The organism is Vibrio sp. QJM3NY_35 (assembly GCF_057785915.1).
Genome location: NZ_CM173507.1, coordinates 2,903,597 through 2,927,050 on the forward strand (window position 1 = coordinate 2,903,597; position 23,454 = coordinate 2,927,050).

Here is a 23,454-nt window from a genome sequence, read left to right on the forward strand (position 1 = left end):
ATTAACCGCTTAACGCTTACTGCTAAACTAATGACGAGTTAAAGGACTAAGCGTTGTTGCGTGCTGTTTCCATCACGGCTTTCATGTCTGCAACGGCTTTGTTCAAACCATCAAACACTGCGCGTCCCATGATCGAGTGACCGATGTTCAGCTCGTAGATCTCAGGAAGAGCCGCAATCGGTGCGACGTTGTGGTAAGTCAGACCATGACCCGCATTGACTGTGATACCAAGATCGTCCGCGTAGCTTGCGCCTGCAGCAATCTTTTTCAGCTCGTCTTGTTGATCTTCTTCTGTTTTAGCATCGGCATAATGGCCAGTGTGCAGTTCAATGAACGGTGCGCCACACGCTTTTGCTGCGTCAATTTGCTCACGGTCAGCATCGATAAACAGAGATACTTTAATGCCAGCAGCAGACAGTTTTTCCGTCGCCGCTTTGATCTTTTCAAGTTGACCAACCACGTCCAAGCCACCTTCAGTGGTTAGCTCTTCACGTTTTTCAGGAACCAGACAAACAAACTCAGGATTAGTAGCGAGGGCAATTTGAACCATCTCATCCGTTACTGCCATCTCCAAATTCATACGAGTCTGAAGTGTTTCAGCCAGAATACGTACATCGCGGTCAACGATATGACGACGGTCTTCACGCAGGTGAACAGTAATGCCGTCAGCACCCGCACGTTCAGCAATTTCAGCTGCGTGTACTGGATCTGGGTATTTAGTACCACGTGCATTACGTAGTGTTGCAATATGGTCGATATTAACGCCTAAAAGGATTGAGCTCATTTTCCAATACTCCGTGCTCTAGAGAGGGCTATTGTTGGCATAAATAGCTCTCTACTTTTTAATGGTTTGCCGCCAAGATACGGCTTTAAGGCTATGCGTGTAAAGCGTTTTGCCGCTTTTAACTGCTCTTTAGTGATAAACCTACGTTCACTGATTGCGATAAGTTCATCGCCCATAAAAGTCAGGTTGTCTCGACGCACCGAAGCGATGAAACCTTTCTGCTCTCGATAGCGATAAGTCATGCTCGGATCGATCGCTTCGCCAGTGCCCGCGCAGTGTAAAAAGTCGACGCCATAACCCATAGCGGATAATAGAGCCAGCTCAAAGCGGCGCAGTGCTGGCTCAGGATTATCATTATGCGCCAGCTCTGTTAAAGCATGAAGATAGTCGTGAAAAAGTGCAGGCATCGGTACTTCCGCCATCAATACGCGACCGATAAGCTCGTTCACGTACATGCCTGAATACAGATTAATACCGGCGAGAGGAAGCCCCAAGCTGATGGGTTCAGCTTGGCGTAAGGTTTTCATCGAACCATTACCAGACCACTTAAGCAGTAGCGGCGTAAAAGGTTGTAATGCACCTTTCAAATTAGAACGCTTGCTGCGAGCGCCTTTAGACATCAACGTCACCCGACCGAACTCTTCGCTGAAGACGTCCAAGATCAGGCTCGACTCACTGTATGGTCGACGGTGCAACACAAAGCATCGCTGTAACCCTTCGCTCAATCACTTACCCTTATTACAGATACAAAAAGAGAGAGTTCGCACTCTCTCTTGGATTTATCTTCAGTTCAACTTTCTTAATCTCAGAAAGTGACGTTCAATATATTATAGATCGTCGATGTAGCCTAACGAGCGAAGTGCACGCTCATCATCAGCCCAGCCAGATTTAACCTTGACCCAAGTCTCTAGGTAAACCTTACGGCCGAATAGCTCTTCCATATCGATGCGCGCTTCACGACCAATCGTTTTGATCTTCTCGCCCGCTTTACCAATCACCATTTTCTTCTGACCTGTACGCTCAACAAGAATCAGTGCATTGATGTGGAAGCCATCGTTATCTGGGTTGTAATCGAAACGTTCGATTTCAACCGTTACCGAGTAAGGTAGCTCGTCACCCGTAAAGCGCATCAGCTTTTCACGGATAATTTCAGAGGCCATAAAACGTTGCGAGCGATCAGTCACGTATTCTTCAGGGAAGTGGTGTGTCGCTTTAGGTAAATGTTCACGTACGTGCTTACGCAGTACATCAATGTTTTTACCTTGCTTCGCTGAGATTGGCACTACATCAATGAAGTCCATCTTCTTAGAGACTTCCATCATGTGCTGCATCACGTTAGTACGGTCTTGAACGTTATCTACTTTGTTGATGCAAAGTACAACTGGGAAGTCAGTCTTCTTCAGTTTGTTCAGAACCATCTCATCGTCGTCAGTCCAGTGAGTACCATCGACAAGGAAGAATACTAGGTTCACATCACTCAGTGAGCTGTTCGCTGCACGGTTCATCAAGCGGTTAATGGCACGCTTTTCTTCAATATGAAGTCCAGGAGTATCAACAAAGATCGCTTGGTAATCACCCTCAGTTTCAACGCCCATAATACGGTGACGTGTCGTCTGTGGTTTACGTGATGTAATAGAGATCTTCTGACCCAGAATATGGTTCAGAAGCGTCGACTTACCTACGTTTGGGCGACCGACAATAGCGATGAAGCCACAGTGTTGGTTTTCCGGTAGGCCTGTTTTTTTGCTATCAGATGAAAAGAATGCATCGATATCGAAATCTTGGTTGTTATCAGACATTGCTTAGTTGCTCTAATGCTGTTTCAGCAGCCGCTTGTTCTGCCTTGCGGCGGCTAGTGCCTTTACCGATAACAGGTTTATCCACACCTGCCACTTCACACTCAACCGTAAACTCTTGGTTGTGCGCTTCACCTTTAATATTAGTCACTGTGTAGACAGGCAGAGGATTTCTTCGACCTTGCAAAAACTCTTGTAGGCGAGTTTTCGGATCTTTTTGAGATACTCCAGGCTGAATAGCATCTAGGCGAGATTGGTACCAGCTTAAAATAATGCCGCGAACCGTCTCGGTATCACTATCTAAATAGACAGCACCGATGATCGCTTCAACCGCATCCGCTAGAATAGAATCACGACGGAAACCGCCACTCTTCAACTCACCTGGACCTAATTTTAAGTAATCTCCTAGTTCGAATTCACGACCTAGTTCTGCCAATGTATGACCACGTACTAATGTTGCACGCATGCGGCTCATATCACCTTCGTTTACTTTAGGGAAACGGTGGTAAAGATCATCAGCGATAACAAAACTTAAAATTGAATCGCCCAGAAACTCAAGACGTTCATTATGTTTACCTGCGGCGCTGCGGTGAGTCAGCGCCAAGTGGATAAGATCGGCATCATTAAACTGATAGCCAATCTTTCTCTCTAGTTTATCAATTGGAGAATTCATGCTCTCTCGATGTGTTAATTGATCGATTAATGAATCCCACCGATGCGATTAAAACGCACACCAGTAGGAATCCATGTTGGAAGTACACTGTCTGAACCGCGTTCGAATTCGAAGCTTATCCAAATAGCAACGGCCTTACCAACAAGGTTGGCTTCAGGGACAAAGCCCCAGTAACGGCTATCAGCACTGTTATCACGGTTATCACCCATCACAAAGTACTGGCCTTCTGGAACGACCCATTCGTTAACACCATTGCGAGGCTGATATGCTTGCACACGATCACGGCGTAATGGGTTAACTAAAATTTGGTGCTCAACATCTCCAAGCTGTTCATTCAGCTGAATCAGAGGCACACCATCTTGAATAAATTGGCTCTCTTCAACGTGACTTAGTTTCACTGGTTCACAGCTACTTGTACCCTTCGCCTGAATACAGATCTCTTTACGACTGCTGTAGCGAATCGTGTCACCAGGCATACCAACAACACGCTTAATGTAGTCGATGTTTGGCTGAGGTGGGTACTTAAATACGATTGAATCGCCGCGTTCTGGCTTACCTGTTTCTACCAATTGAGTGCGCCATACTGGGTCTTTTAGACCGTACGCGTACTTCTCTACCAAGATGAAATCACCAACCAAAAGGGTTGGCATCATCGAGCCAGAAGGGATTTGAAACGGTTCATAGATGAATGAACGCAAGATCAAAACAAATGCAATTACCGGGAAAATGGACACACTGTTCTCAACCCACCAAGGCTGAGCCGTAACTTTTGCGCTAGTTTCAGCGTCTAGGCCATTCGATTGTGCTTCAACGTCAGCAAGTTTTTGCTGGCGCTTCTTCGCCCACACAAACTTTTCCAACGCCCATACAATGCCGGTCACTAGAGTTACGATCACTAAGATAAGCGAAAATGTATTAGCCATTGATATCCCTTAAATTTCATTTCTTTAAAAATAACGAAAGTGAAAGAATAGCGAGCTACTCTTCCACTTTCAATTATTCGTTTACCGCTGGATAAAGTTAATCTTTTCCAACATGAAGGATTGCAAGGAAAGCTTCTTGAGGCAGTTCAACGTTACCGATCTGCTTCATACGCTTCTTACCTTCTTTTTGTTTCTTAAGAAGTTTCTTCTTACGGCTGATATCACCACCGTAACATTTTGCGATTACGTTCTTACGCAGTTGTTTCACTGTAGAACGAGCAATGATGTGGTTACCAATCGCTGCTTGAATCGCGATATCGAACATCTGACGAGGGATGAACTCTTTCATCTTCTCTACCAGTAGACGGCCACGAGACTGAGCAATATCTTTGTGCGTAATGATCGCTAGTGCATCAACTGTTTCGCCATTCAGCAATACGTCTACACGTACCATGTTTGATGGCTCGTAGCGTTGGAAGTTGTAATCCAATGATGCGTAACCGCGAGACGTTGACTTCAGACGGTCGAAGAAGTCGAGAACTACTTCTGCCATAGGAAGATCGTACGTCACAGCAACTTGGTTACCGTGGTAAACCATGTCTACTTGTACGCCACGCTTCTCAACACACAGTGTGATTACGTTACCTAGGTAATCCGAAGGTACCAGGATATTACAGCGTGCAATTGGTTCACGAATTTCTTCTAGGTCATTAACCGCTGGCAGTTTAGCCGGGCTATCAACGTAAAGAACCGTTTTATCTGTTTTTACAACTTCATACACAACTGTTGGTGCAGTCGTGATTAGATCTAGGTCGTATTCACGCTCGAGACGCTCTTGGATGATCTCCATGTGAAGCATTCCTAAGAAGCCACAACGGAAACCAAAACCAAGTGCTGCTGAACTTTCTGGTTCAAAGAACAGTGACGCATCGTTCAGGCTTAGCTTGCCTAACGCGTCACGGAAGTTTTCGTAGTCATCAGATGATACAGGGAATAGACCTGCGTATACCTGAGGCTTCACTTTTTGGAAGCCAGGTAGACGTTCAGTGCTGCCGCCCTTTGCAAGCGTCAACGTATCACCAACTGGTGCACCTAGGATGTCTTTAATACCACAAACAACCCAACCTACTTCGCCAGTATTTAGCTCTGTAGTATCGATTTGTTTAGGCGTGAAGATACCTAGACGGTCAACACCCCATACTTGGTCTGTCGACATTACTTTGATCTTATCGTTCTTCTTCAGCTTACCGTTTTTAATACGAACCAAAGAAACTACGCCAAGGTAGTTATCGAACCAAGAGTCAATGATCAACGCTTGTAGAGGCGCTTCAGGATCACCTTCCGGTGGCGGGATTGCCGTTACGATGTTTTCTAGAACATCATCAACACCCAAGCCGGTTTTCGCAGAACAGCGAGTCGCTTCCATCGCATCGATGCCAACGATCTCTTCGATTTCTTCAGCAACACGTTCTGGTTCAGCTGCAGGTAAGTCAATCTTGTTCAAGATTGGCACTACTTCCAGTTCCATTTCAATTGCTGTGTAACAGTTTGCTAGAGTTTGTGCTTCAACACCTTGGCCAGCATCCACTACAAGTAGTGCGCCTTCACAAGCCGCTAGAGAACGAGATACTTCGTAAGAGAAGTCTACGTGTCCAGGAGTGTCGATAAAGTTAAGTTGGTAAGTTTCACCATCTTTAGCTTTGTAATCTAAAGTCACACTCTGCGCTTTAATTGTAATACCACGCTCGCGTTCTATATCCATAGAATCGAGGACTTGAGCTGCCATCTCACGTTCACTTAATCCTCCACAAACTTGGATTAAGCGGTCAGAAAGGGTCGACTTACCGTGGTCGATGTGGGCGATAATCGAAAAATTACGAATGTGCTTCATAGGCTTGGTGTGACTAAACTCTTTGAATAGGGATAATAAGAAAGCCGCGACGCGTCCAATCTACACTCAGCATTGGTGGCGGCATTTCAATCAAGTTGGCAGATTCTACCCAATTTAAGGGCAAGAAGCATCATAAATTAGACGAGAGACTCACCTAGGATTCGAATCAAGACGACTTCTTGCTTGGATTTGTCTTCCATTGGTTTGGCTAGCCGCTTCGCTAAGGCAATACCACCAGCGGTAAATAGTGCAGCACAGAGTATAACAATGCCCTCGCCCCCTTGAAGTAAGGGTTGCAACAAGAGTTGTCCAAAACCAGCACCAATCATCAACATGAAAAGTGGGATCAGATAAACGATCGCCGCCGACTGAAGTAGGCTTTTTTCTGGAAAGCCAATTTCTACGATTTGTCCTGCTTTGACTAAGCTTTTGGTTTTAAGCTGCCAAAACAAAGATTTATTACCCACAGCTTTAGTCACAATACCTGTTCCGCAGCTTTTTTGAGAAGAACAACTGCTGCAACTGGTTTGTTGCTCGCAGCTCAGTTGAACAAAATATTGCTTACCTTTTTGTTCAACCGAGCTAACGGTCGCCAGCGCGGTCATCATTGCGCTGGTTCCAATTTATTAAACGTAACTGATTGAGCAATACGTTTGGCGGTTGCTGGCGGAATATCACCAACCACAGAAATTTCTTTATCGCCAATCACTAAGCTGTGTAAGGTTCTGCGTCCTTGACGTACCAATTGCCCTTTCAATGAATGTTCGTCTTTATCGGCGATATAAACCGAAAAGCTAAACAATCCATCACTGAAAAGCTGACTTTCAACCATTTTATCGGTCGCAGCCATTTGATAGCGGCTAAGCTCTTTTGACTTAAACCCTTCAGGAATCCAAGACGCTTGCCAGTTAGTTTCACTCACTAAGCCTTCCGGCAGTGATAAGACTTTTGGTAATTGAGCTTGGTTCAAGCCACCCATCGCCTCAGCAATCTTGTCGTTCACCACGTAAGAGATCGTGCGGTACTGTTCAAGCACTTCGCCATCACGGTCCAAAAGGTCGGCACGCAAAGGAAGGCTTGTTTTCTCGTCTACCCAAACCACGTAAGAATAGCGAAGGCCATCTTTCGGCACGACCCGCAGTACTTGAGTAGTGCTGCCCGCTTCACGAGAGCGCCCAACTCTTACGAAGTCGTAGTACTGATTCAGTGATTCGATATCTCTATTAATCATCGGAATAACAGGTGCAACCATACTGCCAGACTGAATCGTAAATGGCTCTGTACCCGGTTCGATGTAGCTAACTTCATTGCCACGTCGAATGACTTCACGAACAGGGCCGCTTAGGTAAACAAGGTGTGCAAGTTGTTGGTCGTCGTTAACTGCATGGCGATAAACAAGAGGTTCAATACTGCTCTTCTTTATCAATATGTAGGATAGTTCGTAATTTAGATGCTGACTGGCCTCGTTCATTTGATGCAACAAGGCCTTTGCAGTAGTTTCCTCTGCAAAGGCTGTTGGAGACATCAAGCTGAACAGTGTCAGTGCACTGACCAGGATTTTCTTCATTCAATGTCCGATTCTAGATGTGCGTCTTGCATTGGCGATGCATCACTGTTTAGTCTTAGCTGAAGCTCATAATCTTCTAGCATTGCATGAACGCGTTTACGCTGCTCTTGCAAGTTAGCTTCCGATGCCGGCTTCTCAACAGAGTCACGCGTTAAACTTACTGGTTCCGCAGAACCCGCAAATGGAATCGTCTGGAGTACAGGCAACTGCTCTGGAGCTGCAGGGTCGCTGCCACCATATTGTTGAACACCTAATACAACCGCCAATGAAACACACGCTGCTACGGCAACTTGTCCAAACTGTTGTAACCAAGCCGGAAGCTGACGCTTCGCTTGCTGAGGTTTAGGCTGCTCTTCAATTGGAGCAACAGTAGGTTCAACATTCACTTGGTGCGGGTTCGGCATTGCACTATGTGCAGGCTCAGCTTCAAGCGCTGCTGCCACATTGTTAGCAATGTTCCAATCTTGAGTTTCTGGCGCATCCCCACGCATAACATCACCAATTAAATGGTAACTCTGCCAGGTATCCATGCTTTCTTGATCAGATTCAAGATCTACAATGAGAGCTTTATCGATCGTTTCACCATCCATGAGTGCCGAAAGCTTTTCTTTATCAGCCATTATTTTCACCATAATTATTACAAGTTCTAGCGTTGCAAAAGAGGTTTGATTTTCTTTTCCACTGCTTCACGAGCTCGGAAAATACGCGAACGTACGGTTCCTACAGGGCAATCCATTACTTCTGCAATCTCTTCGTAGCTCAAACCTTCGAGCTCACGCAACGTCATTGCAGTTTTTAAGTCTTCTGGTAACGCTTCGATCGCTCCAAAAACGACTTGTTTCAATTCTTTTGACAGCGTTAAGTTCTCAGGGTTCGATATTTCTTTTAACGCGCTGCCTGTTTCGTAATATTCTGCATCTTCTGCATCTACATCAGTTGCTGGCGGCCTACGGCTTTGGGCAACGATATGATTTTTAGCGGTGTTCACGGCAATTCGGTACAACCATGTATAGAAGGCACTCTCGCCACGAAAGTTAGGTATCGCGCGGTAAGCTTTAATAAAAGCTTCTTGTGCTACATCAGGTACATCACCGGAATTATTCACGTATCGAGAGATAAGATTACAAACTTTGTTTTGATACTTAACCACTAGTAAGTTAAATGCCTGCTTATCTCCACTCTGAACTCGCTCAATCAACACTTGATCGGTTAGCTGCTCGTTCATTCGAGCGGGTACTCCTATTGTTATAACCCTTACCTTCGCAGATATGGGTACTAATTATGCGAAATGTAGTATTGACACCACCGTCTACAAGAGCACTATTGTGACTAAGCCAAATACCGAAAGTTCCAACTTTCTTAAAATTATTTGCCATTATTGTTTCACAATGTGATGTAATAAAAATAGCTATCCCTATCAATTTGGGGAAACTTGAGCAAAAGCAATGGTATTGAGCAATTAAATATTTCTAGATAGCTGTCTATATATTGATTTTGCATAGCGTTTAAGGATGACTCTGGAGAGATTATAACAGTCTTACCCAAACTCCTAAAACAAGACAAAGTCAATTGAGAGTGGACAACTCGACTATAGCCCGGGATTTAATAAGTTTTATGAACGCAAACCGTGAACATCAGTGTGATGTATTAGTGGTAGGAAGTGGTGCGGCAGGCTTGTCATTAGCCTTACGCGTAGCAGAACATGCAAAAGTAATTGTATTAAGCAAAGGACCACGCAGCGAAGGATCGACGTATTACGCACAAGGTGGTATCGCCGCGGTGTTCGATGAGTCAGACAGTATTGAGTCTCATGTAGAGGATACTCAAATTGCTGGGGCTGGGTTATGCGAAGAAGATACAGTTCAATTCATTGCTGAAAATGCGAAAGAGTGTGTGCAATGGCTGATTGATGGTGGTGTTCCATTTGATAAAGATGAAAACAGCACCGAAGGCCAACCAAAATATCACCTCACTCGTGAGGGTGGCCACAGTCACCGCAGAATTCTGCACGCTGCCGATGCAACGGGCATGGCGATGCAAACCTCACTACAAGATAACGTCAACAACCACCCAAATATCGAGATCTTCGAGCGCCACAATGCGCTGGATTTGATCACTGAAGATAAGATTGGTGGTTCAAAAGACAAGGTGATCGGTGCCTACATTTGGAACCGTAACCAAGAACACGTTGAAACCGTGCGCGCTAAATTTGTTGTATTAGCAACAGGCGGCGCTTCAAAGGTTTACCAATACACCTCTAACCCAGATGTCTCCTCAGGTGATGGTATTGCTATCGCTTGGCGTGCAGGTTGTCGTGTGGCAAATCTTGAGTTCAATCAGTTCCACCCAACTTGTTTATTCCACCCAGAAGCGCGTAACTTCCTACTAACGGAAGCACTGCGTGGTGAAGGTGCTTACTTGCGTCGTCCAGATGGTTCTCGCTTTATGAAGGACTTCGATGAGCGCGGTGAGCTGGCTCCACGTGATGTGGTTGCTCGGGCAATTGACTTCGAAATGAAACGCTTGGGTGCCGACTGCATGTATGTTGATATCAGCCACAAGCCTGAAGAATTCATCACAACGCACTTCCCAATGATCCATACTCGCTTGATGGACTTGGGCATCGATATGACCAAAGAGCCAATCCCTATCGTACCAGCTGCTCACTACACTTGTGGTGGTGTAATGGTTAATAAGCAAGGTCAAACCGACCTGACTAACTTGTATGCGATTGGCGAAGTGAGCTATACCGGCTTACACGGTGCAAACCGTATGGCTTCTAACTCACTGCTTGAGTGTGTGGTTTACGCATGGGCAGCAGCAAAAGATATCGTTGAGAACATCGACCAATCTCAATTGTGTGCTGAACTGCCTGCATGGGATGAAAGCCAAGTAACCAACAGTGATGAAGAAGTTATCATTCAGCACAACTGGCACGAGCTACGTCTATTCATGTGGGATTACATGGGCATTGTTCGAACGGATAAGCGCCTTGAACGTGCACTACGCCGTATTCAGATGTTGCAGCAAGAGACTCATGAGTACTACAGCTACTTCAAAGTTTCGAATAACCTATTAGAACTGCGTAACTTGCTACAAGTGGCTGAGCTAATGGTTCGCTGTGCAATGCAACGTAAAGAGAGCCGCGGCCTTCACTACACGTTGGACTATCCAGAGCTTGCAGAAGACAGCGGCCCAACGATTCTTACGCCAGAGAAGCGCCAATCATAATTATGGGTTAAGCGTGCTTAGCTAATTAGTCATCAGCGAAAAGTAATTAAACGAAAGGGAGCCGAGTGCTCCCTTTTCTTTTGTCTAATGCTTTCTTTTATCTAATACTTTGGCTGACCTAGCACGCTCGTTGTAAGTTCGCCAGAAAGTGACGATATTCATTCTCGCAACAGCTGTCGCGCCAAAGCAATACCGAGTGCCCACACTCAAACTGCAATTTAACAAAGAACTGCGCCCAGATCTTATCCACGGACTTTAGAATATAACGTCGGTCATTCAATCGGATCTCACCATCTTCTTTATAATCAAAACGGCCATGAGCACTATTCAAAATCAGATGGTTGGTTTTAAACAGATGGATCAGCAGTGCTAAACAATAAAGGCTGGCGGCAAGTGGAATAGAAGACAGGACGATGAAAAACAAAAGGCACCCGAAAACAGTGCCTTTTGCGAATAATGCGGAATACGAAGGGTTAAGCTGGAGCTTAACGAACCTTGCTGAGGTTGTGTGCGACAATTTTATCAACCATTGATGCATGACCTAGGTTTTCACTGCGTCCGTGTCCCATTACCCAAGTAAACAAATCTGGGTCATCACACTCTAGTAGAGAAACAAACTCGCGCTGTTCCTGCTCTTGCAATGAATCAAAACACTCTTCAAAAAATGGCATGATGACTACATCAAGTTCTAACATGCCGCGACGGCAACCCCATTTAATTCGTGCTTTCTGCTCTGCAGTGTACATTGGCTATCCTCACCTATAATTTTTCTTTCTCGGAGTGTAACAAGTCATGCGCTCTGCAACTACTATGTGAGTCACAGTCCCTATCTAAGCTCACAAAAAAACCTAGGCTGACAAAGAAACAGAACCGGATTAACATAGAGCCAAATAAAATTCTTAGGAAAGATAAAATGGATTGGAAAAACACATTTCAGCCACTCGCTCATACACAAAATGAATCGCTTCCAGAACTGATGATGACACACGTGTCAGACTGGAGTGCAATCACCATGATAGGCGATGACAAAAAGTCGTACCTGCAAGGTCAAGTAACGTGCGACGTGGTGACTCTTCCTAATGATGAATCCACATTAGGCGCGCACTGTGATGCAAAAGGAAAAGTATGGAGTATCTTTCGTTTGTTCCACCACAACGGTGGCTACGCACTCATGCAACCTAAATCTGCGATTGAAGTCGAGCTCGTTGAAATCAAAAAGTACGCCGTGTTCTCTAAGGTCGATATCGAGCAAACGTCTGACGTTGTCATCGGTGTGATGGGTGCGTCTGCAAATCAATACATTGATTCGATTTCAGAAAGCCAAGGTAATGTGCGTGCGATTTCTGGCGGTACGGCCGTTTTAGTATCAGACAACCGCTGGGCTTTACTTGTGACAGAAGAAGCTGCAGAAGCTTTAGTCACCAACAGCTCTGCTGAGAAAGTATCGGAATCGCTTTGGCAGTATCATGAAATTCTTGATGCTCAACCGAACCTATCAAAAGCAGAGCAAAACGAACATATTCCTCAAGCGCTTAACCTGCAAGCGATTGGTGGTATCAGCTTTTCAAAAGGCTGCTACACAGGTCAAGAAACGGTTGCTCGTGCCAAGTACCGCGGTATGAACAAGCGTGAGATGCGCATTGTTTCTGGTCCGACAGCAGAAGCACTGTCTCTAGAGAGCCCTATTGAACTAGAGCGTAGCGTGGGTGAAAACTGGCGTGGTACTGGTCGACTGCTCAACGTCTATCAATTTGCTGATAATCAAGCGATTGGCCTAATGGTGCTACCAAACAACCTGGATGATGATGTTCAGCTTCGATTGGCTGCGCAACCTGATCAAACATGGAATATCCTGCCATTGCCGTACAGCCTTGACGACGAGTAACCACGTGGAAACGCTGATTACACAATGGCTGGATCAACAGCAGGTGAATTATCGCCTGCTGATGCAAAGCAAGCCAACCACCAGCATTGAAGAAACCGCACAAGAGCGAGGCATCGACGCCTCTCAAATGGTGAAGTGCATCCTGCTCAAGGATATGGGCAACCAGTATGCGTTAGCCTGTACATCTGGCGATCGCTCTGTCGACCCCAAGAAAGTACGCTCGGTACTGAATTGTCGTCGAATGACCTGCGTGTCGCTCGCTGATGTTGAAGCGATCACTGGCTTTAAAGTGGGTTGTGTGGGTCCGCTCGCTCTAAAGAAACACATGCCGATCATTTTTGATCCTTCCATTCAGAACAACTCGACCATTACCATTAGCTCGGGTGATCGAATGGCTGGCGTTGCGTTGGATCTCAATGATCTTATGGCGCTATGTGCTCCGACCGTCGCTGACATCAGTCGATGATCACTTCGATCAGATCATGCTTCGCAAACTTCATTTAAGTATTTCATTGAGTACATTTTTAGTGTGAACTTCGTCATAAGAAGAACACACCCCTAATAAATAGTTACTCAAAATAAAAGCATAAGTAGTCACAAGGTTAAATTTGCGTTATTGTAAATTTACTGACTAGCTATTAAGCAAATCAGTACAAGTGAATCCACTGAGTAACATCAGTATCCACTTTTGTGTAATGCATCTGTGACTATTCGCCCGTTTTAGACGGGCTTTTTTTTGTCCAAAATTTACAATTTGATTACACAAACAAAAAAATCCCGCCTATTCTTATACTTGTAACATTATCACTGCTTAATACCGAACAGGAAAGTTCACGGTAGTTCACTACTCAGTATTATTTTGGGGAGGAGCTCACGTAAAAATAGATGTTTACTGAAGAAAGTGCTTAGAACAGCACAAATATCTAATTAACGTCAACTCTACTGCATATTACTCCATGCTTATCACAATTATTATCTCGGAGTTTTTCTATAATATGCAGGCTAGGTAAATATAAGGATAATTAAGAATGAGACTGTTTAAGCGCTATACACCGAGTATGATTGCTAAACATGTAAGTCGACTTTTCAAAGGACGAATCTACATTTACGGCGTAGGAAAATTTGAGTTTGATAACGGTAAGCTAGTGCTACCAGACCGAGCAGAAAAACGTCACTTTCAAACAGTGAAAGAAATAAATAGTGAAATCATGAAACTGCGCTGCGCGTACGCATGACCTGATTACCTACAGAATTAAAAACAAAAAGGGTTGGCATAATGCCAACCCTTTTTTCGTATCAATGATGATTCGATAAATTACCAGAACACTATGTCACTATCTATGAGTCACTGGTCGCTTAGCTAAGTCAGGAAGATTACCTGACAAACCCAGTGCGCGCTTCATGATCTCATCTTTCGCACCCGGTAATTGGCCAGCAAGCTTCATACCGATACCACGAATCAGCTTCTTAGCTGGGTTATCGCCTTCAAACAGATCTTTAAAGCCCTGCATTGAAGCTATCATCTTCGCCGCCTCTGCTTTTCTCCAGCGCTCGTAGCCGCGAAGATTACGCTTGGTGCCAATGTCCTCTCCCGCAGACCATAGCTTTAACAGCTCTTGTGCTAAGCTTGCTGCGTCTAATAAGCCAAGGTTAACGCCCTGCCCTGCTAATGGATGAATGGTATGAGCAGCATCACCAACCAAAGCCACACGCTCTACCGCAAAGTCACGTGCATAACGCATGCGTAGTGGGAATGCAAAACGGTCACCAACCACTTCGCATAATCCAAGCTTTGAGTCGAACTCTGCCGTTAGCTGCTTATTAAAATCAGTATCCGACATGGATACCAACTTCTCGGCACGGTTTGGTTCCGTAGACCAAACAATCGAGCTCATGTGGCTTGGTTGCATTGGTAGGAATGCCAATGGGCCTTGAGGTGTGAATATTTGACGAGCAACGCTGTGGTGCGGCTCTGTGGTTTTGATGTTCGCGACAATCGCACTGTGTCCGTAATCCCAATGTGTTAATGGGATATCTTGCTGCTTACGAACCCAAGAGTTTGCGCCGTCTGCTCCAACAACTAACTTAGCTGTCAGTGCTTGACCATTGTCTAACGTTAACCAAGCTTCACTTTCACCAATCGCCATCGTTTTACACGTTGCGGGCATATACAGGCTGACGTTGTCTTGCTTCTTAACCTGATCAAGCAGCGCTAATTGAATCACACGGTTTTCAACGATATGACCCAAGTTCGGCTGAGCCAAGCGTGTCGAGTCAAACTCAATACGGGCAAAGCTGTCTTGCTCCCACACTTCCATCGCTTGATACGGTGCAGCGCGTCTTTGTTCAATGCCTTGCCATGCCCCTAGGTTACGAAGAATCACTTCACTAGAACGACTCAATGCAGACACGCGTACATCAGGCAGCTCACTCAGCCCTTCACTAGGCGCTCTGCCTTCAATGACAGCAATTCTTAGGTCACTGTCTTTCAAGGCAGCAGCAAGCGCTAGGCCAACCATGCCACCACCAACAATCGCGATATCAACACTTTGCATCATTATTTATTACCTTATCTTTCTACTAGGCCAAGCGTATGACGCAAAAGTGGACCTTTAAGTGGTGGAAGGTTATCTATTACGGCTAACCCAAGATTACGCCCAATGCGAGCGGTCATAAAATCGTTTGAGAACAGATGAACTAGGCTTGAAGTCAGCGTGATCGTTGCGTCTCTGTCTTGTTCTCTACGCTTTCTAAAGTTAACAAGACCATTGTAACGACCCACATCATCCAACTGGCGACATAACTCTTCTGCCAAGGAAGCCACATCTCGGATACCGAGGTTAAAGCCTTGCCCCGCAATTGGGTGGAGCGTTTGAGCGGCATTGCCAACAATAGCAAATCGATGGGAGATATTTTGCTGTCGGTGACGAAGAATCAGTGGGTAACTGGCACGCTTGCCGACTTTCTCTAGTCGACCAAGTCGCCAGCCAAAATCATTCTGCAGCTGCTCAAGAAATTCGTTGTCGTTTAGCGTCATCACTTTTTGTGCTTGCTCTGGGGTCAAACACCAAACCAGCGATAAACGGTTGTCACTCATCGGTAATAGAGCAACTGGCCCATGGTGAGTAAAACGCTCAAATGCGCGACCTTGGTGAGGTTCACTCGCCACGATATTGGCAATCACAGCGACTTGCTCAAAGTCGTGCTCACTCAATGAGATATTGAGCTGTTGGCAACAGGTTGAGATTGCACCATCAGCTGCAACCAATAACTTAGTCGTTATGGTTTGCCCACTTGTCAGTTCAATCGTCGTCAACGCTTCTTCACGTTCAACTTTACTGACAGACTCAGGGCAAAGCATGGTAATTGCCGCTTCTGATTCAAGTTTCTGTTGATAGATTCGCCCCACATCGGCTAACTCGACCACGTAGCCAAGCGCATCTACAGCCAGTTCTTCACTGTAGATATCCGTCATTCCAGCATGTCCACGATCTGATACATGAATATCTTTAATCGGGGTCGCGACAGGAGCAATAGATTGCCACAACTGCAATGAATCAAGGATCTGTACCGTGCCGTAAGACAAAGCGATCGAACGAGAATCAAACCCAGGGTGAGCTTGATGATCAACCTGATAAGGCTCAACGACCGCAATCGACAACGAACCTTGGCTTAGGTGATTCAAAGCAAGAGCCAGAGTTGCCCCCGCCATTGCGCCACCAGCAATTACAACATCATATTGAGCCATCATAACCTCAAACCGACAAACGATTAGTGAATGGTTGGCGCCGCATCTTCAGATGGGCGAGCACCAAATTCAGCATGAATCGTTAATGCACACGCTTTTACGTGCTCAATAACGTGTTCTAGAAGTTGTGCTTGCTCTTCCAGATCATCTTCTTCGTCAATGCCTAGCTTCGCCATCTCTTCAAGATCAGCCAATGCTTCTTTCGTACCTTCAGATGCTTTGTTCAATTGAGCGCCAACAAGACCTAATCCAGAGATGAAATGGTTAATCCAATCAGACACACCATCAGCAAGATCAAACACGCTCGCGCTTGCATCTTCATCTGGCAGTAACATAGACAGTTCCATGCCTGAGCCTGTGATTTCACTGGTTGTGACTTTTAGTGTTGCTTCCGCTAGCGTTAGCGCGCGATCTGGCCAGCCCATACCTTCATTGGTGTAATCGAAGATCAGTGGTTGCCAGCTTTTATCTGCAAGGTTTAAGCCTCCGCTTAACATACCCGTTAATAAACCATGCATCTCAGCAGGGGTTACGGCTAGACTTGCCGATTGAAGTTCAGTCGCAACCGTTAGGTAGTCAGGTAAAGTAGTTTCGCTCATCAGATAGCTCGCTCAGTTATTCTTTATATCGATAGTATAATCGTACCACTTCACCCCAATTCTGGTAAGCATCGATCCCCAGCAATTGAAGGATGACTGACTACCAATTGTTCAATTTGCTGAATTACTGTGTGCTCAAGCTCTCATTTACAAACAGTCACTCTGAAAAGCTTGAATCTTAATAGCGGTTTACCTATAGTTTCTCCCTCAGAGGAGATTGCTTCCTCATCGGTACTTGCACTTTTTCTTTCTCAAAAAATGGCGAAGGGCAACAGCCTTAAAATAGCGCGTTAAAGAGTTCATCCATCATGAGTAATCAAGCGGTAGACGTTGAAATATTAGGAAAACTGACTCGAGTGAATTGTCCACCAGGGCAAGAAGAGTCATTGATTGCAGCGGCGGCCGATCTTGATAATCGATTGAAAGAGATGGCTGAACGTACTAAGGTAACCAATGAAGTGAAGCTGCTGACTATCGCAGCTCTGAATATTTGCTACGAATTACAAACCAAGAAGTTTGAAGCAAATGATGAACAAAACGCACTGACCGAGCGAATGGAACAGCTCACGACATCACTTTCAGATGTCCTCAGTAAAGTTAAGCACGGACAGCAATAGCGTACACAAAATTTACCCTGGAGTGTTTGTCAGAGGATTCACGTCCCCGAGCCGATAAGCAATCCCTAAGGGTTAGTACTTGAGTGCTATTGAGCATGCTCGGTCCGCCGAGAAGCCTACGGTAATCATTGCTGATCCGCCTTGAACTCGCTGGTTCAAGGGCCATCTATTCTCAACGGCACTTTGGGGTATCCCTTCTTATGAAGACGCTCACACGCAGCGAATTTCGCAAACAGATCCGTATCAAACGCAATGCCTTATCTGGCGAACAACAAACTCAATCCGGTTTAGACCTCGTTAAGCAGTGCATGCAGCTTGATGAGATTCAGTCTGCTCATCATATTGCTCTTTATATTTCGATTGATGGCGAGCTCGATACCCAGCCTTTAATTGAATGGTTATGGTCGCAAGGTAAGCAAACTTATTTACCAGTATTGCACCCCTTCTCTGCCGGACACCTGTTGTTTCTGCACTACTCTCCAACCACTCCCACAGTTTTAAATAAGTACGGCATTGTAGAACCCCAACTTAATCAAATGTTGGTGAAACCTTGTCAGCAACTCGACCTCATACTGACACCCCTTGTCGGCTTTGACTCTCATGGTCATCGCTTGGGCATGGGCGGCGGATATTACGATCGCACCCTAGCGAAATGGTTCGAGACTGGCGAAGGCGCAACTCCAATTGGTTTGGCCCACGATTGCCAACATGTCGATACCTTACCGATTGAAGAATGGGACATTCCCTTACCTAAAATCGTGACTCCGCGTAAAACTTGGCAATGGGAAAATGACCATTAAAGCGCTATAATCGCGCCGCAAACGTTAACCTCGATATAGAAACGTTAACTCAATATCTAAACGTTAACTCAATATCTAAACGTTAACTTCATCATTACGCAAACGATCAATTCAAAGCGCAAGACCTTATTCAGGAGAATGGCATGACTCAAGATGAAATGAAAAAAGCAGCTGGCTGGGCAGCACTTCAATATGTTGAAGAAGGCAGCATTGTAGGTGTAGGTACTGGCTCTACAGTAAATCACTTCATCGACGCACTAGGCACAATGAAAGACAAAATCAAAGGTGCGGTTTCAAGCTCTGTTGCTTCAACGCAACGACTAGAAGAGCTAGAGATCAAAGTGTATGAGTGTAACGATGTCGCTAAGCTAGACATCTATGTTGATGGCGCAGATGAAATCAACCCAACTCGCGACATGATCAAAGGCGGCGGTGCTGCTCTGACTCGTGAAAAAATCGTAGCGGCTATCTCTGATAAGTTTGTGTGTATTGTTGACGGCACTAAAGCAGTTGATGTGTTGGGTAAATTCCCACTGCCTGTTGAAGTGATTCCAATGGCGCGCTCATACGTTGCACGTGAACTAGTAAAGCTTGGTGGTGACCCAGTTTACCGCGAAGGTTGCACAACCGATAACGGCAACATGATCCTAGACGTGTACGGCATGGCGATCGAAAACCCGAAACAACTAGAAGATATCATCAATGGTATCGCTGGTGTGGTAACGGTTGGTCTGTTCGCTCACCGTGGTGCTGATGTAGTTATCACTGGCACACCAGAAGGTGCAAAAATCGAAGAATAAATAATAGAAGATTGAGTTTTTCTGTTACTTCATTACATACGGTGCCCAAGGGCGCCGTTTTTTTTGCTTTATACCTGTAAAATTATGTCTTATTCCGTAATTTTCTTACCCAAAACATTTTTTTTTTGTTACTTTATTGTTCAGAAGACGCACAGGGAAAACGTTTGTCTCCTAACAAAGTGGTGAGTTTGTTCCCCTTTCAGCCATTTTGTAGCACGTGCGCCGCATTTGCCCAACCTTTCCATTTTAAGGACGAGAACAATGGCCAAAGTTTCACTGGAAAAAGAAAAAATAAAAATTCTACTTCTAGAAGGTCTTCACCCTTCTTCTGTAGAAGTACTGCAAGCTGCTGGTTACACAAATATTGAGTACCACAAAGGCTCGTTACCGGAAGATGAACTTCTTGAAGCAGTTAAAGATGCTCACTTCATTGGTATCCGTTCTCGCACAAACATCTCCCAAGAAGTGATTGATGCGGCTGAAAAACTGGTTGCGGTTGGTTGTTTCTGTATTGGTACTAACCAAGTCAACCTTCAAGCAGCAGCAAAGCGCGGCATCCCTGTGTTCAACGCACCGTTCTCAAACACTCGAAGTGTTGCTGAGCTAGTTCTTGGTCAGGTTCTATTGCTACTTCGTGGCATTCCAGAAAAGAACGCTCTTGCGCACCGTGGTATTTGGAAAAAGAGTGCAGACAACTCTTACGAGGCTCGTGGTAAGCGTTTAGGTATTATTGGTTACGGTCACATTGGCACTCAGCTGGGTATTATTGCGGAAAACCTTGGTATGCGCGTTTACTTCTACGACATCGAAAACAAGCTGTCTTTGGGTAACGCAACGCAAGTTCACACCATGACGGAACTGTTGAATAAGTGTGATGTGATCTCTTTGCACGTCCCTGAAACCAACGAAACTAAGAACATGATGGGTAAAGAAGAGTTCGAGCGCATGAAGCCTGGTTCTATCTTTATCAACGCAGCGCGTGGCACAGTGGTAGACATTCCAGCTCTGTGTGGCGCTCTAGATTCTGGTCACCTTGCAGGTGCAGCGATCGACGTATTCCCAACCGAACCAAAAACCAATGCAGACCCATTTGAGTCGCCATTGATGCAGTTCGACAACGTGATTCTTACACCTCACGTAGGTGGTTCAACTCAGGAAGCACAAGAGAATATCGGTGTTGAAGTGGCTGGCAAGCTAGCGAAATACTCAGATAACGGTTCTACGCTATCAAGTGTTAACTTCCCTGAGGTATCTCTACCGCTACACACGGGCACGTCTCGTTTGCTACACATTCACGAAAACCGCCCTGGTATCCTAACTCAGATCAACACCATCTTCGCTGAAGAAGGCATCAACATCGCGGGTCAGTACCTACAGACTGCGGCTGATATGGGTTATGTAGTTATAGATGTAGAAGCGGATCGTTCACAAGAAGCACTGCTAAAACTGAAAGAGATCGAAGGCACAATCCGTGCTCGTCTACTTCACTAATCATCGAACTTGATATTAGTAAAAACAAAAAGGCTCTCATTATGAGAGCCTTTTTAGTATTTGGCCTATCGTAGGTAATTAGATCATCATGATCCAAAAGCCTCTATAGCGCTGTCATTACTCTTCGATCTGGTAGATCACATTAACGCGATCGCGAATGGTGATCGTTGAGTCTTCATAAGAGTTCGACTCTGTTCTCGCATCCATCGCCATTGAACGCATTAGCACAGGCTGAGAAGATTGTGCGTTGTAATCGACACGCCAAACATCACCTAGCTCACGCTCAAAACCACTCGCTAATGATTTCGCTTTCGAGCGCGCATCCTTGATGGCTTCTAAGCGCGCTTGCTCTTGATACTTAGCTTGATCACGAACTTGAAGCTGAATGTTGTCGATCTGATTAATGCCTTCTCCAATCGCAATATCCATGTACTCATTAAGATTAGCTAGCTCGTTCACTTGAACAGTCACATTACGTGAAGCTCGGTAGCCGACCAATTCTGGTTTGCCATCTTTTGGATAGTGATATTGAGGAGATAGGTACAGGTTAGAGCTGTGTACACTCGCCTCTTCAACACCGGCTTGATGCAGTTTATTGAGGAAGCCAGTCACCACTTTATCAACGGTATTCTTAGCTTGTTCAGCAGTCATCGTCGATTCCACGACTCTCACAGAGAATGTCGCCATATCTGGTGTCGCGATCACTTCACCGTAGCCCGTCGTTGAAATATGCGGGAAGGATGGAGAGTCAGCCAATGATGGAAAACTCACAGCACTCAACGCTGCAGTAAGAGTAAGAGACGTTGCTAACATCTTTGGTGCAAACTTCATTAGGTAGACCTATGCTAAACAAATGTACTTTCATCATAGAGCAATTTGCCGTTTAGCCAATCCTGATGCAGAACTTCTAACAGAACTTTGACGCTGAAAAAACCAACAATTCACTGAGGTAAGTGGTTGTGAGCAAAACCTAATATCGCTTGAGATATCTCTTTGAGTACCCCACTCTCAAGCTGCCAGTGGTGCCAATAGATACGATAAGACAGCAAAAAACCGGGCGTAATATCGATCAATACACCGGATTCTAGCTCATCGATGATCTGCAATCGAGGGATCAAGCAATAGGCAACACCTGACAGCGCCAAACGCACAAATGCTTCCGAGCTGCCGACCGTATGATTAATCACGCTGTCCCTTGGTACATTAAAATGGTCATGCAGAAACTTCTTATGCAGATCATCGTATTGGTCATAAGAAACCGCTGGTGCCTTGCTTAAGGTGGCGTAGTTTACTCCCTCAGAAAAATATCGATGATGAAAGTCAGGGCTCGCCACACACACATAATCCATCCTACCAAGATAGTCAGCACTGCAACCGGGGATCGCTTGAGACTCTAAACTGATTGCGCCAGCCACCTCACCACTTTTAATCTTATCAATGGTTCTCGCCTCACCATGAATCGCGAGGTTCAGTTCCACTTGGCGAGACTTCATCACATCCGATAATGCTGGTAACAACCATGTCGCTAAGCTATCGGCATTGGTGGCAATAGATATTGATAGAGGTTGCGCACTATCTTCATTCATCAACTCAGGCACCAGTTCATGCTCTAACAAACGAACACGGCGATACAAACCCAATAATTTTTTACCTGCCGGGGTTGGCCTAGGCGGGTTTTCTCTCACCAAAGCAGGCTGAGCTAACCATTTTTCTAGCTGTTTGATGCGTTGAGACACCGCAGACTGCGAGATATATAACTGCTCCGCAGCCCTTTCGAAGCTACGTTGTTTCACCACCGCATCCAGTGCTTCTATCCATTTATAATCCAATCCACGCATCAATTTGCTTCCTTTTTAAGCTAACTCCACACCACATTAGCAACTCTAATAATAGATTAAAATCATTAATTATACTTATTTAAAGGGTCGGAGTATCTTCGCCATATAGCACGTAAATATCGTTAAATAAGTGGAGGTTAAAATGAGTTTTTGGGTTTTATTACAAGGTTTTGGTCTAGGGGCAAGCATGATTATCCCTATTGGCGCTCAGAATGCGTACGTCCTAAATCAAGGGATAAAGCGCAACCACCATTTAACCACCGCGACAATCTGTAGCCTGCTCGATACCCTGTTTATCTCATTGGGTATCTTTGGTGGCGGTGCAATTTTGTCACAAAATGAATTGCTACTCACCTCGGTGACATTAGGCGGCATCGCTTTTCTAACCGTGTATGGTTTGTTATCACTGCGCAGCGCCTTTAAAGCGCCCTCTAGCGAGGAGTCAAAAGGAGAGATACTGGCTCGTGGTAAGCGCACCGTTATTTTGGGCGCCTTGGCGGTGACAGTATTAAACCCACACCTCTATTTGGATACCGTGGTGATTCTTGGATCGATTGGCGGGCAGTTTGAAGGTAACGACAGAATTGCGTTTGCTATGGGGACCATCTTGGCTTCGTTCGTCTGGTTTTATTCTTTGTCACTGGGCGCAGCAAAGCTAGGTCCAACGCTATCTAAACCGAAGGTTAAGAAAGGCATTGATATCGCAGTAGCAACTATGATGTTCGCAATTGCTGCTGTGCTTACCAATGGACTGATTGAGCAATACTGGTAAGCAATTAAAGAACAAAGACTACCGACCAAGCCAAAGAAG

General features: G+C 45.3%; 26 protein-coding genes and 1 other RNA gene. 10 read left to right on the forward strand and 17 right to left on the reverse strand.

Going from position 1 to position 23,454, the window contains the following annotated elements; translation table 11 throughout:
* Positions 1-46: 46 nt before the first annotated feature.
* The 10 genes from pdxJ to rpoE all read right to left on the reverse strand — a co-directional run bounded on the left by pdxJ (position 47) and on the right by rpoE (position 8,859).
* Positions 47-784 carry a pyridoxine 5'-phosphate synthase gene (gene pdxJ, locus AC3CH3_RS12990; protein WP_019826301.1) on the reverse strand — a complete coding sequence of 246 codons (738 nt, stop codon included), beginning with the start codon at positions 782-784 and terminating at the stop codon, positions 47-49.
* Complete coding sequence (recO, locus tag AC3CH3_RS12995; protein ID WP_019826299.1) at positions 781-1,509, reverse strand: DNA repair protein RecO; 729 nt, start codon at positions 1,507-1,509, stop codon at positions 781-783. Before recO ends, pdxJ begins: the two co-directional genes overlap by 4 nt.
* Positions 1,510-1,611: 102 nt before the next feature.
* Positions 1,612-2,583, reverse strand: a complete 972-nt coding sequence (gene era, locus AC3CH3_RS13000; protein WP_017059042.1) for a GTPase Era — start codon at positions 2,581-2,583, stop codon at positions 1,612-1,614.
* A complete protein-coding gene (gene rnc, locus AC3CH3_RS13005; RefSeq protein WP_017059043.1) occupies positions 2,576-3,253 on the reverse strand; it encodes a ribonuclease III in 678 nt (225 codons plus the stop codon). The genes era and rnc overlap by 8 nt, the downstream gene beginning before the upstream one ends.
* A gap of 26 nt (positions 3,254-3,279) precedes the next feature.
* Positions 3,280-4,176: a signal peptidase I gene (lepB, locus tag AC3CH3_RS13010; protein WP_048659399.1), complete on the reverse strand. Its 897-nt coding sequence runs from the start codon at positions 4,174-4,176 to the stop codon at positions 3,280-3,282.
* Between the two features lie 97 nt (positions 4,177-4,273).
* Positions 4,274-6,067, reverse strand: coding sequence for a translation elongation factor 4 (gene lepA / locus AC3CH3_RS13015; protein WP_017059045.1), 1,794 nt, complete (start codon positions 6,065-6,067; stop codon positions 4,274-4,276).
* A 137-nt stretch (positions 6,068-6,204) separates the two neighbouring features.
* The gene (locus tag AC3CH3_RS13020) at positions 6,205-6,675 is read right to left on the reverse strand and encodes a SoxR reducing system RseC family protein (protein ID WP_488537301.1); all 471 of its coding nucleotides are present in this window, start codon (positions 6,673-6,675) and stop codon (positions 6,205-6,207) included.
* Positions 6,672-7,634 (reverse strand): sigma-E factor regulatory protein RseB, encoded by a 963-nt coding sequence (gene rseB / locus AC3CH3_RS13025; RefSeq protein ID WP_488537302.1) that lies wholly within the window; start codon positions 7,632-7,634, stop codon positions 6,672-6,674. Before rseB ends, AC3CH3_RS13020 begins: the two co-directional genes overlap by 4 nt.
* On the reverse strand, positions 7,631-8,254 hold the full coding sequence (locus AC3CH3_RS13030) for an RseA family anti-sigma factor (protein WP_488537303.1): 624 nt from the start codon (positions 8,252-8,254) through the stop codon (positions 7,631-7,633). The genes rseB and AC3CH3_RS13030 overlap by 4 nt, the downstream gene beginning before the upstream one ends.
* Before the next feature lie 26 nt (positions 8,255-8,280).
* On the reverse strand, positions 8,281-8,859 hold the full coding sequence (gene rpoE / locus AC3CH3_RS13035) for an RNA polymerase sigma factor RpoE (protein ID WP_008223963.1): 579 nt from the start codon (positions 8,857-8,859) through the stop codon (positions 8,281-8,283).
* 389 nt (positions 8,860-9,248) lie between these two features.
* On the opposite strand from rpoE, the gene nadB reads away from it, so the two are divergent.
* On the forward strand, positions 9,249-10,865 hold the full coding sequence (gene nadB / locus AC3CH3_RS13040; protein ID WP_019826282.1) for an L-aspartate oxidase: 1,617 nt from the start codon (positions 9,249-9,251) through the stop codon (positions 10,863-10,865).
* A 118-nt stretch (positions 10,866-10,983) separates the two neighbouring features.
* On the opposite strand, the gene AC3CH3_RS13045 is transcribed toward nadB, so the two are convergent.
* A complete protein-coding gene (locus AC3CH3_RS13045; protein ID WP_311732326.1) occupies positions 10,984-11,403 on the reverse strand; it encodes a protein YgfX in 420 nt (139 codons plus the stop codon).
* A complete protein-coding gene (locus AC3CH3_RS13050) occupies positions 11,351-11,611 on the reverse strand; it encodes an FAD assembly factor SdhE (RefSeq protein ID WP_004735374.1) in 261 nt (86 codons plus the stop codon). The genes AC3CH3_RS13045 and AC3CH3_RS13050 overlap by 53 nt, the downstream gene beginning before the upstream one ends.
* A 167-nt stretch (positions 11,612-11,778) precedes the next feature.
* On the opposite strand from AC3CH3_RS13050, the gene ygfZ reads away from it, so the two are divergent.
* The 3 genes from ygfZ to AC3CH3_RS13065 all read left to right on the forward strand — a co-directional run bounded on the left by ygfZ (position 11,779) and on the right by AC3CH3_RS13065 (position 13,985).
* Positions 11,779-12,750 (forward strand): tRNA-modifying protein YgfZ, encoded by a 972-nt coding sequence (gene ygfZ / locus AC3CH3_RS13055; protein ID WP_488537304.1) that lies wholly within the window; start codon positions 11,779-11,781, stop codon positions 12,748-12,750.
* A gap of 4 nt (positions 12,751-12,754) precedes the next feature.
* Positions 12,755-13,216: an aminoacyl-tRNA deacylase gene (locus tag AC3CH3_RS13060; protein WP_029405714.1), complete on the forward strand. Its 462-nt coding sequence runs from the start codon at positions 12,755-12,757 to the stop codon at positions 13,214-13,216.
* Positions 13,217-13,778: 562 nt separating this feature from the next.
* Positions 13,779-13,985 carry a DUF1107 domain-containing protein gene (locus AC3CH3_RS13065; protein WP_009847660.1) on the forward strand — a complete coding sequence of 69 codons (207 nt, stop codon included), beginning with the start codon at positions 13,779-13,781 and terminating at the stop codon, positions 13,983-13,985.
* 99 nt (positions 13,986-14,084) lie between these two features.
* On the opposite strand, the gene AC3CH3_RS13070 is transcribed toward AC3CH3_RS13065, so the two are convergent.
* Genes AC3CH3_RS13070 through AC3CH3_RS13080 form a run of 3 tightly spaced genes read right to left on the reverse strand, consistent with a single transcriptional unit; the run spans position 14,085 to position 17,097 of the window.
* A complete protein-coding gene (locus AC3CH3_RS13070) occupies positions 14,085-15,308 on the reverse strand; it encodes an FAD-dependent 2-octaprenylphenol hydroxylase (protein ID WP_488537305.1) in 1,224 nt (407 codons plus the stop codon).
* Between the two features lie 11 nt (positions 15,309-15,319).
* The gene (ubiH, locus tag AC3CH3_RS13075; RefSeq protein WP_488538179.1) at positions 15,320-16,498 is read right to left on the reverse strand and encodes a 2-octaprenyl-6-methoxyphenyl hydroxylase; all 1,179 of its coding nucleotides are present in this window, start codon (positions 16,496-16,498) and stop codon (positions 15,320-15,322) included.
* A gap of 23 nt (positions 16,499-16,521) precedes the next feature.
* Complete coding sequence (locus AC3CH3_RS13080) at positions 16,522-17,097, reverse strand: YecA/YgfB family protein (RefSeq protein ID WP_019826273.1); 576 nt, start codon at positions 17,095-17,097, stop codon at positions 16,522-16,524.
* A 308-nt stretch (positions 17,098-17,405) separates the two neighbouring features.
* On the opposite strand from AC3CH3_RS13080, the gene zapA reads away from it, so the two are divergent.
* From zapA to serA, 5 genes are all read left to right on the forward strand, one after another.
* Positions 17,406-17,714 (forward strand): cell division protein ZapA, encoded by a 309-nt coding sequence (zapA, locus tag AC3CH3_RS13085; RefSeq protein ID WP_004735366.1) that lies wholly within the window; start codon positions 17,406-17,408, stop codon positions 17,712-17,714.
* A gap of 11 nt (positions 17,715-17,725) precedes the next feature.
* Positions 17,726-17,908: non-coding RNA, 6S RNA (gene ssrS, locus AC3CH3_RS13090), on the forward strand.
* Positions 17,909-17,914: 6 nt separating this feature from the next.
* Positions 17,915-18,514 (forward strand): 5-formyltetrahydrofolate cyclo-ligase, encoded by a 600-nt coding sequence (locus AC3CH3_RS13095; RefSeq protein ID WP_488537306.1) that lies wholly within the window; start codon positions 17,915-17,917, stop codon positions 18,512-18,514.
* A 143-nt stretch (positions 18,515-18,657) separates the two neighbouring features.
* Positions 18,658-19,314 (forward strand): ribose-5-phosphate isomerase RpiA, encoded by a 657-nt coding sequence (rpiA, locus tag AC3CH3_RS13100; RefSeq protein ID WP_017629565.1) that lies wholly within the window; start codon positions 18,658-18,660, stop codon positions 19,312-19,314.
* 261 nt (positions 19,315-19,575) lie between these two features.
* Complete coding sequence (gene serA / locus AC3CH3_RS13105) at positions 19,576-20,805, forward strand: phosphoglycerate dehydrogenase (RefSeq protein ID WP_488537307.1); 1,230 nt, start codon at positions 19,576-19,578, stop codon at positions 20,803-20,805.
* Between the two features lie 117 nt (positions 20,806-20,922).
* Here the strand turns inward: serA and AC3CH3_RS13110 are convergent, their stop codons facing one another.
* Positions 20,923-21,636 carry an oxidative stress defense protein gene (locus AC3CH3_RS13110; protein WP_123301096.1) on the reverse strand — a complete coding sequence of 238 codons (714 nt, stop codon included), beginning with the start codon at positions 21,634-21,636 and terminating at the stop codon, positions 20,923-20,925.
* A 110-nt stretch (positions 21,637-21,746) separates the two neighbouring features.
* Entirely contained in the window at positions 21,747-22,643 is an 897-nt protein-coding gene (locus tag AC3CH3_RS13115) for a LysR family transcriptional regulator ArgP (protein WP_488537308.1), read from the reverse strand.
* A 142-nt stretch (positions 22,644-22,785) separates the two neighbouring features.
* On the opposite strand from AC3CH3_RS13115, the gene AC3CH3_RS13120 reads away from it, so the two are divergent.
* On the forward strand, positions 22,786-23,415 hold the full coding sequence (locus tag AC3CH3_RS13120; RefSeq protein WP_081230752.1) for a LysE/ArgO family amino acid transporter: 630 nt from the start codon (positions 22,786-22,788) through the stop codon (positions 23,413-23,415).
* Positions 23,416-23,454 lie beyond the last annotated feature (39 nt).

What these genes read in the sequence shown, in the direction of transcription:
- AC3CH3_RS13115 (WP_488537308.1), bottom strand. Translation starts at nt 22,643, where the DNA reads ATGCGTGGATTGGATTATAAATGGATAGAAGCACTGGATGCGGTGGTG.
- AC3CH3_RS13120 (WP_081230752.1), top strand. Translation starts at nt 22,786, where the DNA reads ATGAGTTTTTGGGTTTTATTACAAGGTTTTGGTCTAGGGGCAAGCATG.
- AC3CH3_RS13065 (WP_009847660.1), top strand. Translation starts at nt 13,779, where the DNA reads ATGAGACTGTTTAAGCGCTATACACCGAGTATGATTGCTAAACATGTA.
- zapA (WP_004735366.1), top strand. Translation starts at nt 17,406, where the DNA reads ATGAGTAATCAAGCGGTAGACGTTGAAATATTAGGAAAACTGACTCGA.
- lepA (WP_017059045.1), bottom strand. Translation starts at nt 6,067, where the DNA reads ATGAAGCACATTCGTAATTTTTCGATTATCGCCCACATCGACCACGGT.
- AC3CH3_RS13110 (WP_123301096.1), bottom strand. Translation starts at nt 21,636, where the DNA reads ATGAAGTTTGCACCAAAGATGTTAGCAACGTCTCTTACTCTTACTGCA.
- AC3CH3_RS13070 (WP_488537305.1), bottom strand. Translation starts at nt 15,308, where the DNA reads ATGATGCAAAGTGTTGATATCGCGATTGTTGGTGGTGGCATGGTTGGC.
- ygfZ (WP_488537304.1), top strand. Translation starts at nt 11,779, where the DNA reads ATGGATTGGAAAAACACATTTCAGCCACTCGCTCATACACAAAATGAA.
- serA (WP_488537307.1), top strand. Translation starts at nt 19,576, where the DNA reads ATGGCCAAAGTTTCACTGGAAAAAGAAAAAATAAAAATTCTACTTCTA.
- AC3CH3_RS13095 (WP_488537306.1), top strand. Translation starts at nt 17,915, where the DNA reads ATGAAGACGCTCACACGCAGCGAATTTCGCAAACAGATCCGTATCAAA.
- AC3CH3_RS13045 (WP_311732326.1), bottom strand. Translation starts at nt 11,403, where the DNA reads ATGCATCAATGGTTGATAAAATTGTCGCACACAACCTCAGCAAGGTTC.
- rseB (WP_488537302.1), bottom strand. Translation starts at nt 7,634, where the DNA reads ATGAAGAAAATCCTGGTCAGTGCACTGACACTGTTCAGCTTGATGTCT.
- nadB (WP_019826282.1), top strand. Translation starts at nt 9,249, where the DNA reads ATGAACGCAAACCGTGAACATCAGTGTGATGTATTAGTGGTAGGAAGT.
- era (WP_017059042.1), bottom strand. Translation starts at nt 2,583, where the DNA reads ATGTCTGATAACAACCAAGATTTCGATATCGATGCATTCTTTTCATCT.
- pdxJ (WP_019826301.1), bottom strand. Translation starts at nt 784, where the DNA reads ATGAGCTCAATCCTTTTAGGCGTTAATATCGACCATATTGCAACACTA.
- rpiA (WP_017629565.1), top strand. Translation starts at nt 18,658, where the DNA reads ATGACTCAAGATGAAATGAAAAAAGCAGCTGGCTGGGCAGCACTTCAA.
- rpoE (WP_008223963.1), bottom strand. Translation starts at nt 8,859, where the DNA reads ATGAACGAGCAGCTAACCGATCAAGTGTTGATTGAGCGAGTTCAGAGT.
- AC3CH3_RS13020 (WP_488537301.1), bottom strand. Translation starts at nt 6,675, where the DNA reads ATGATGACCGCGCTGGCGACCGTTAGCTCGGTTGAACAAAAAGGTAAG.
- AC3CH3_RS13080 (WP_019826273.1), bottom strand. Translation starts at nt 17,097, where the DNA reads ATGAGCGAAACTACTTTACCTGACTACCTAACGGTTGCGACTGAACTT.
- rnc (WP_017059043.1), bottom strand. Translation starts at nt 3,253, where the DNA reads ATGAATTCTCCAATTGATAAACTAGAGAGAAAGATTGGCTATCAGTTT.
- AC3CH3_RS13050 (WP_004735374.1), bottom strand. Translation starts at nt 11,611, where the DNA reads ATGTACACTGCAGAGCAGAAAGCACGAATTAAATGGGGTTGCCGTCGC.
- ubiH (WP_488538179.1), bottom strand. Translation starts at nt 16,498, where the DNA reads ATGGCTCAATATGATGTTGTAATTGCTGGTGGCGCAATGGCGGGGGCA.
- AC3CH3_RS13030 (WP_488537303.1), bottom strand. Translation starts at nt 8,254, where the DNA reads ATGGCTGATAAAGAAAAGCTTTCGGCACTCATGGATGGTGAAACGATC.
- lepB (WP_048659399.1), bottom strand. Translation starts at nt 4,176, where the DNA reads ATGGCTAATACATTTTCGCTTATCTTAGTGATCGTAACTCTAGTGACC.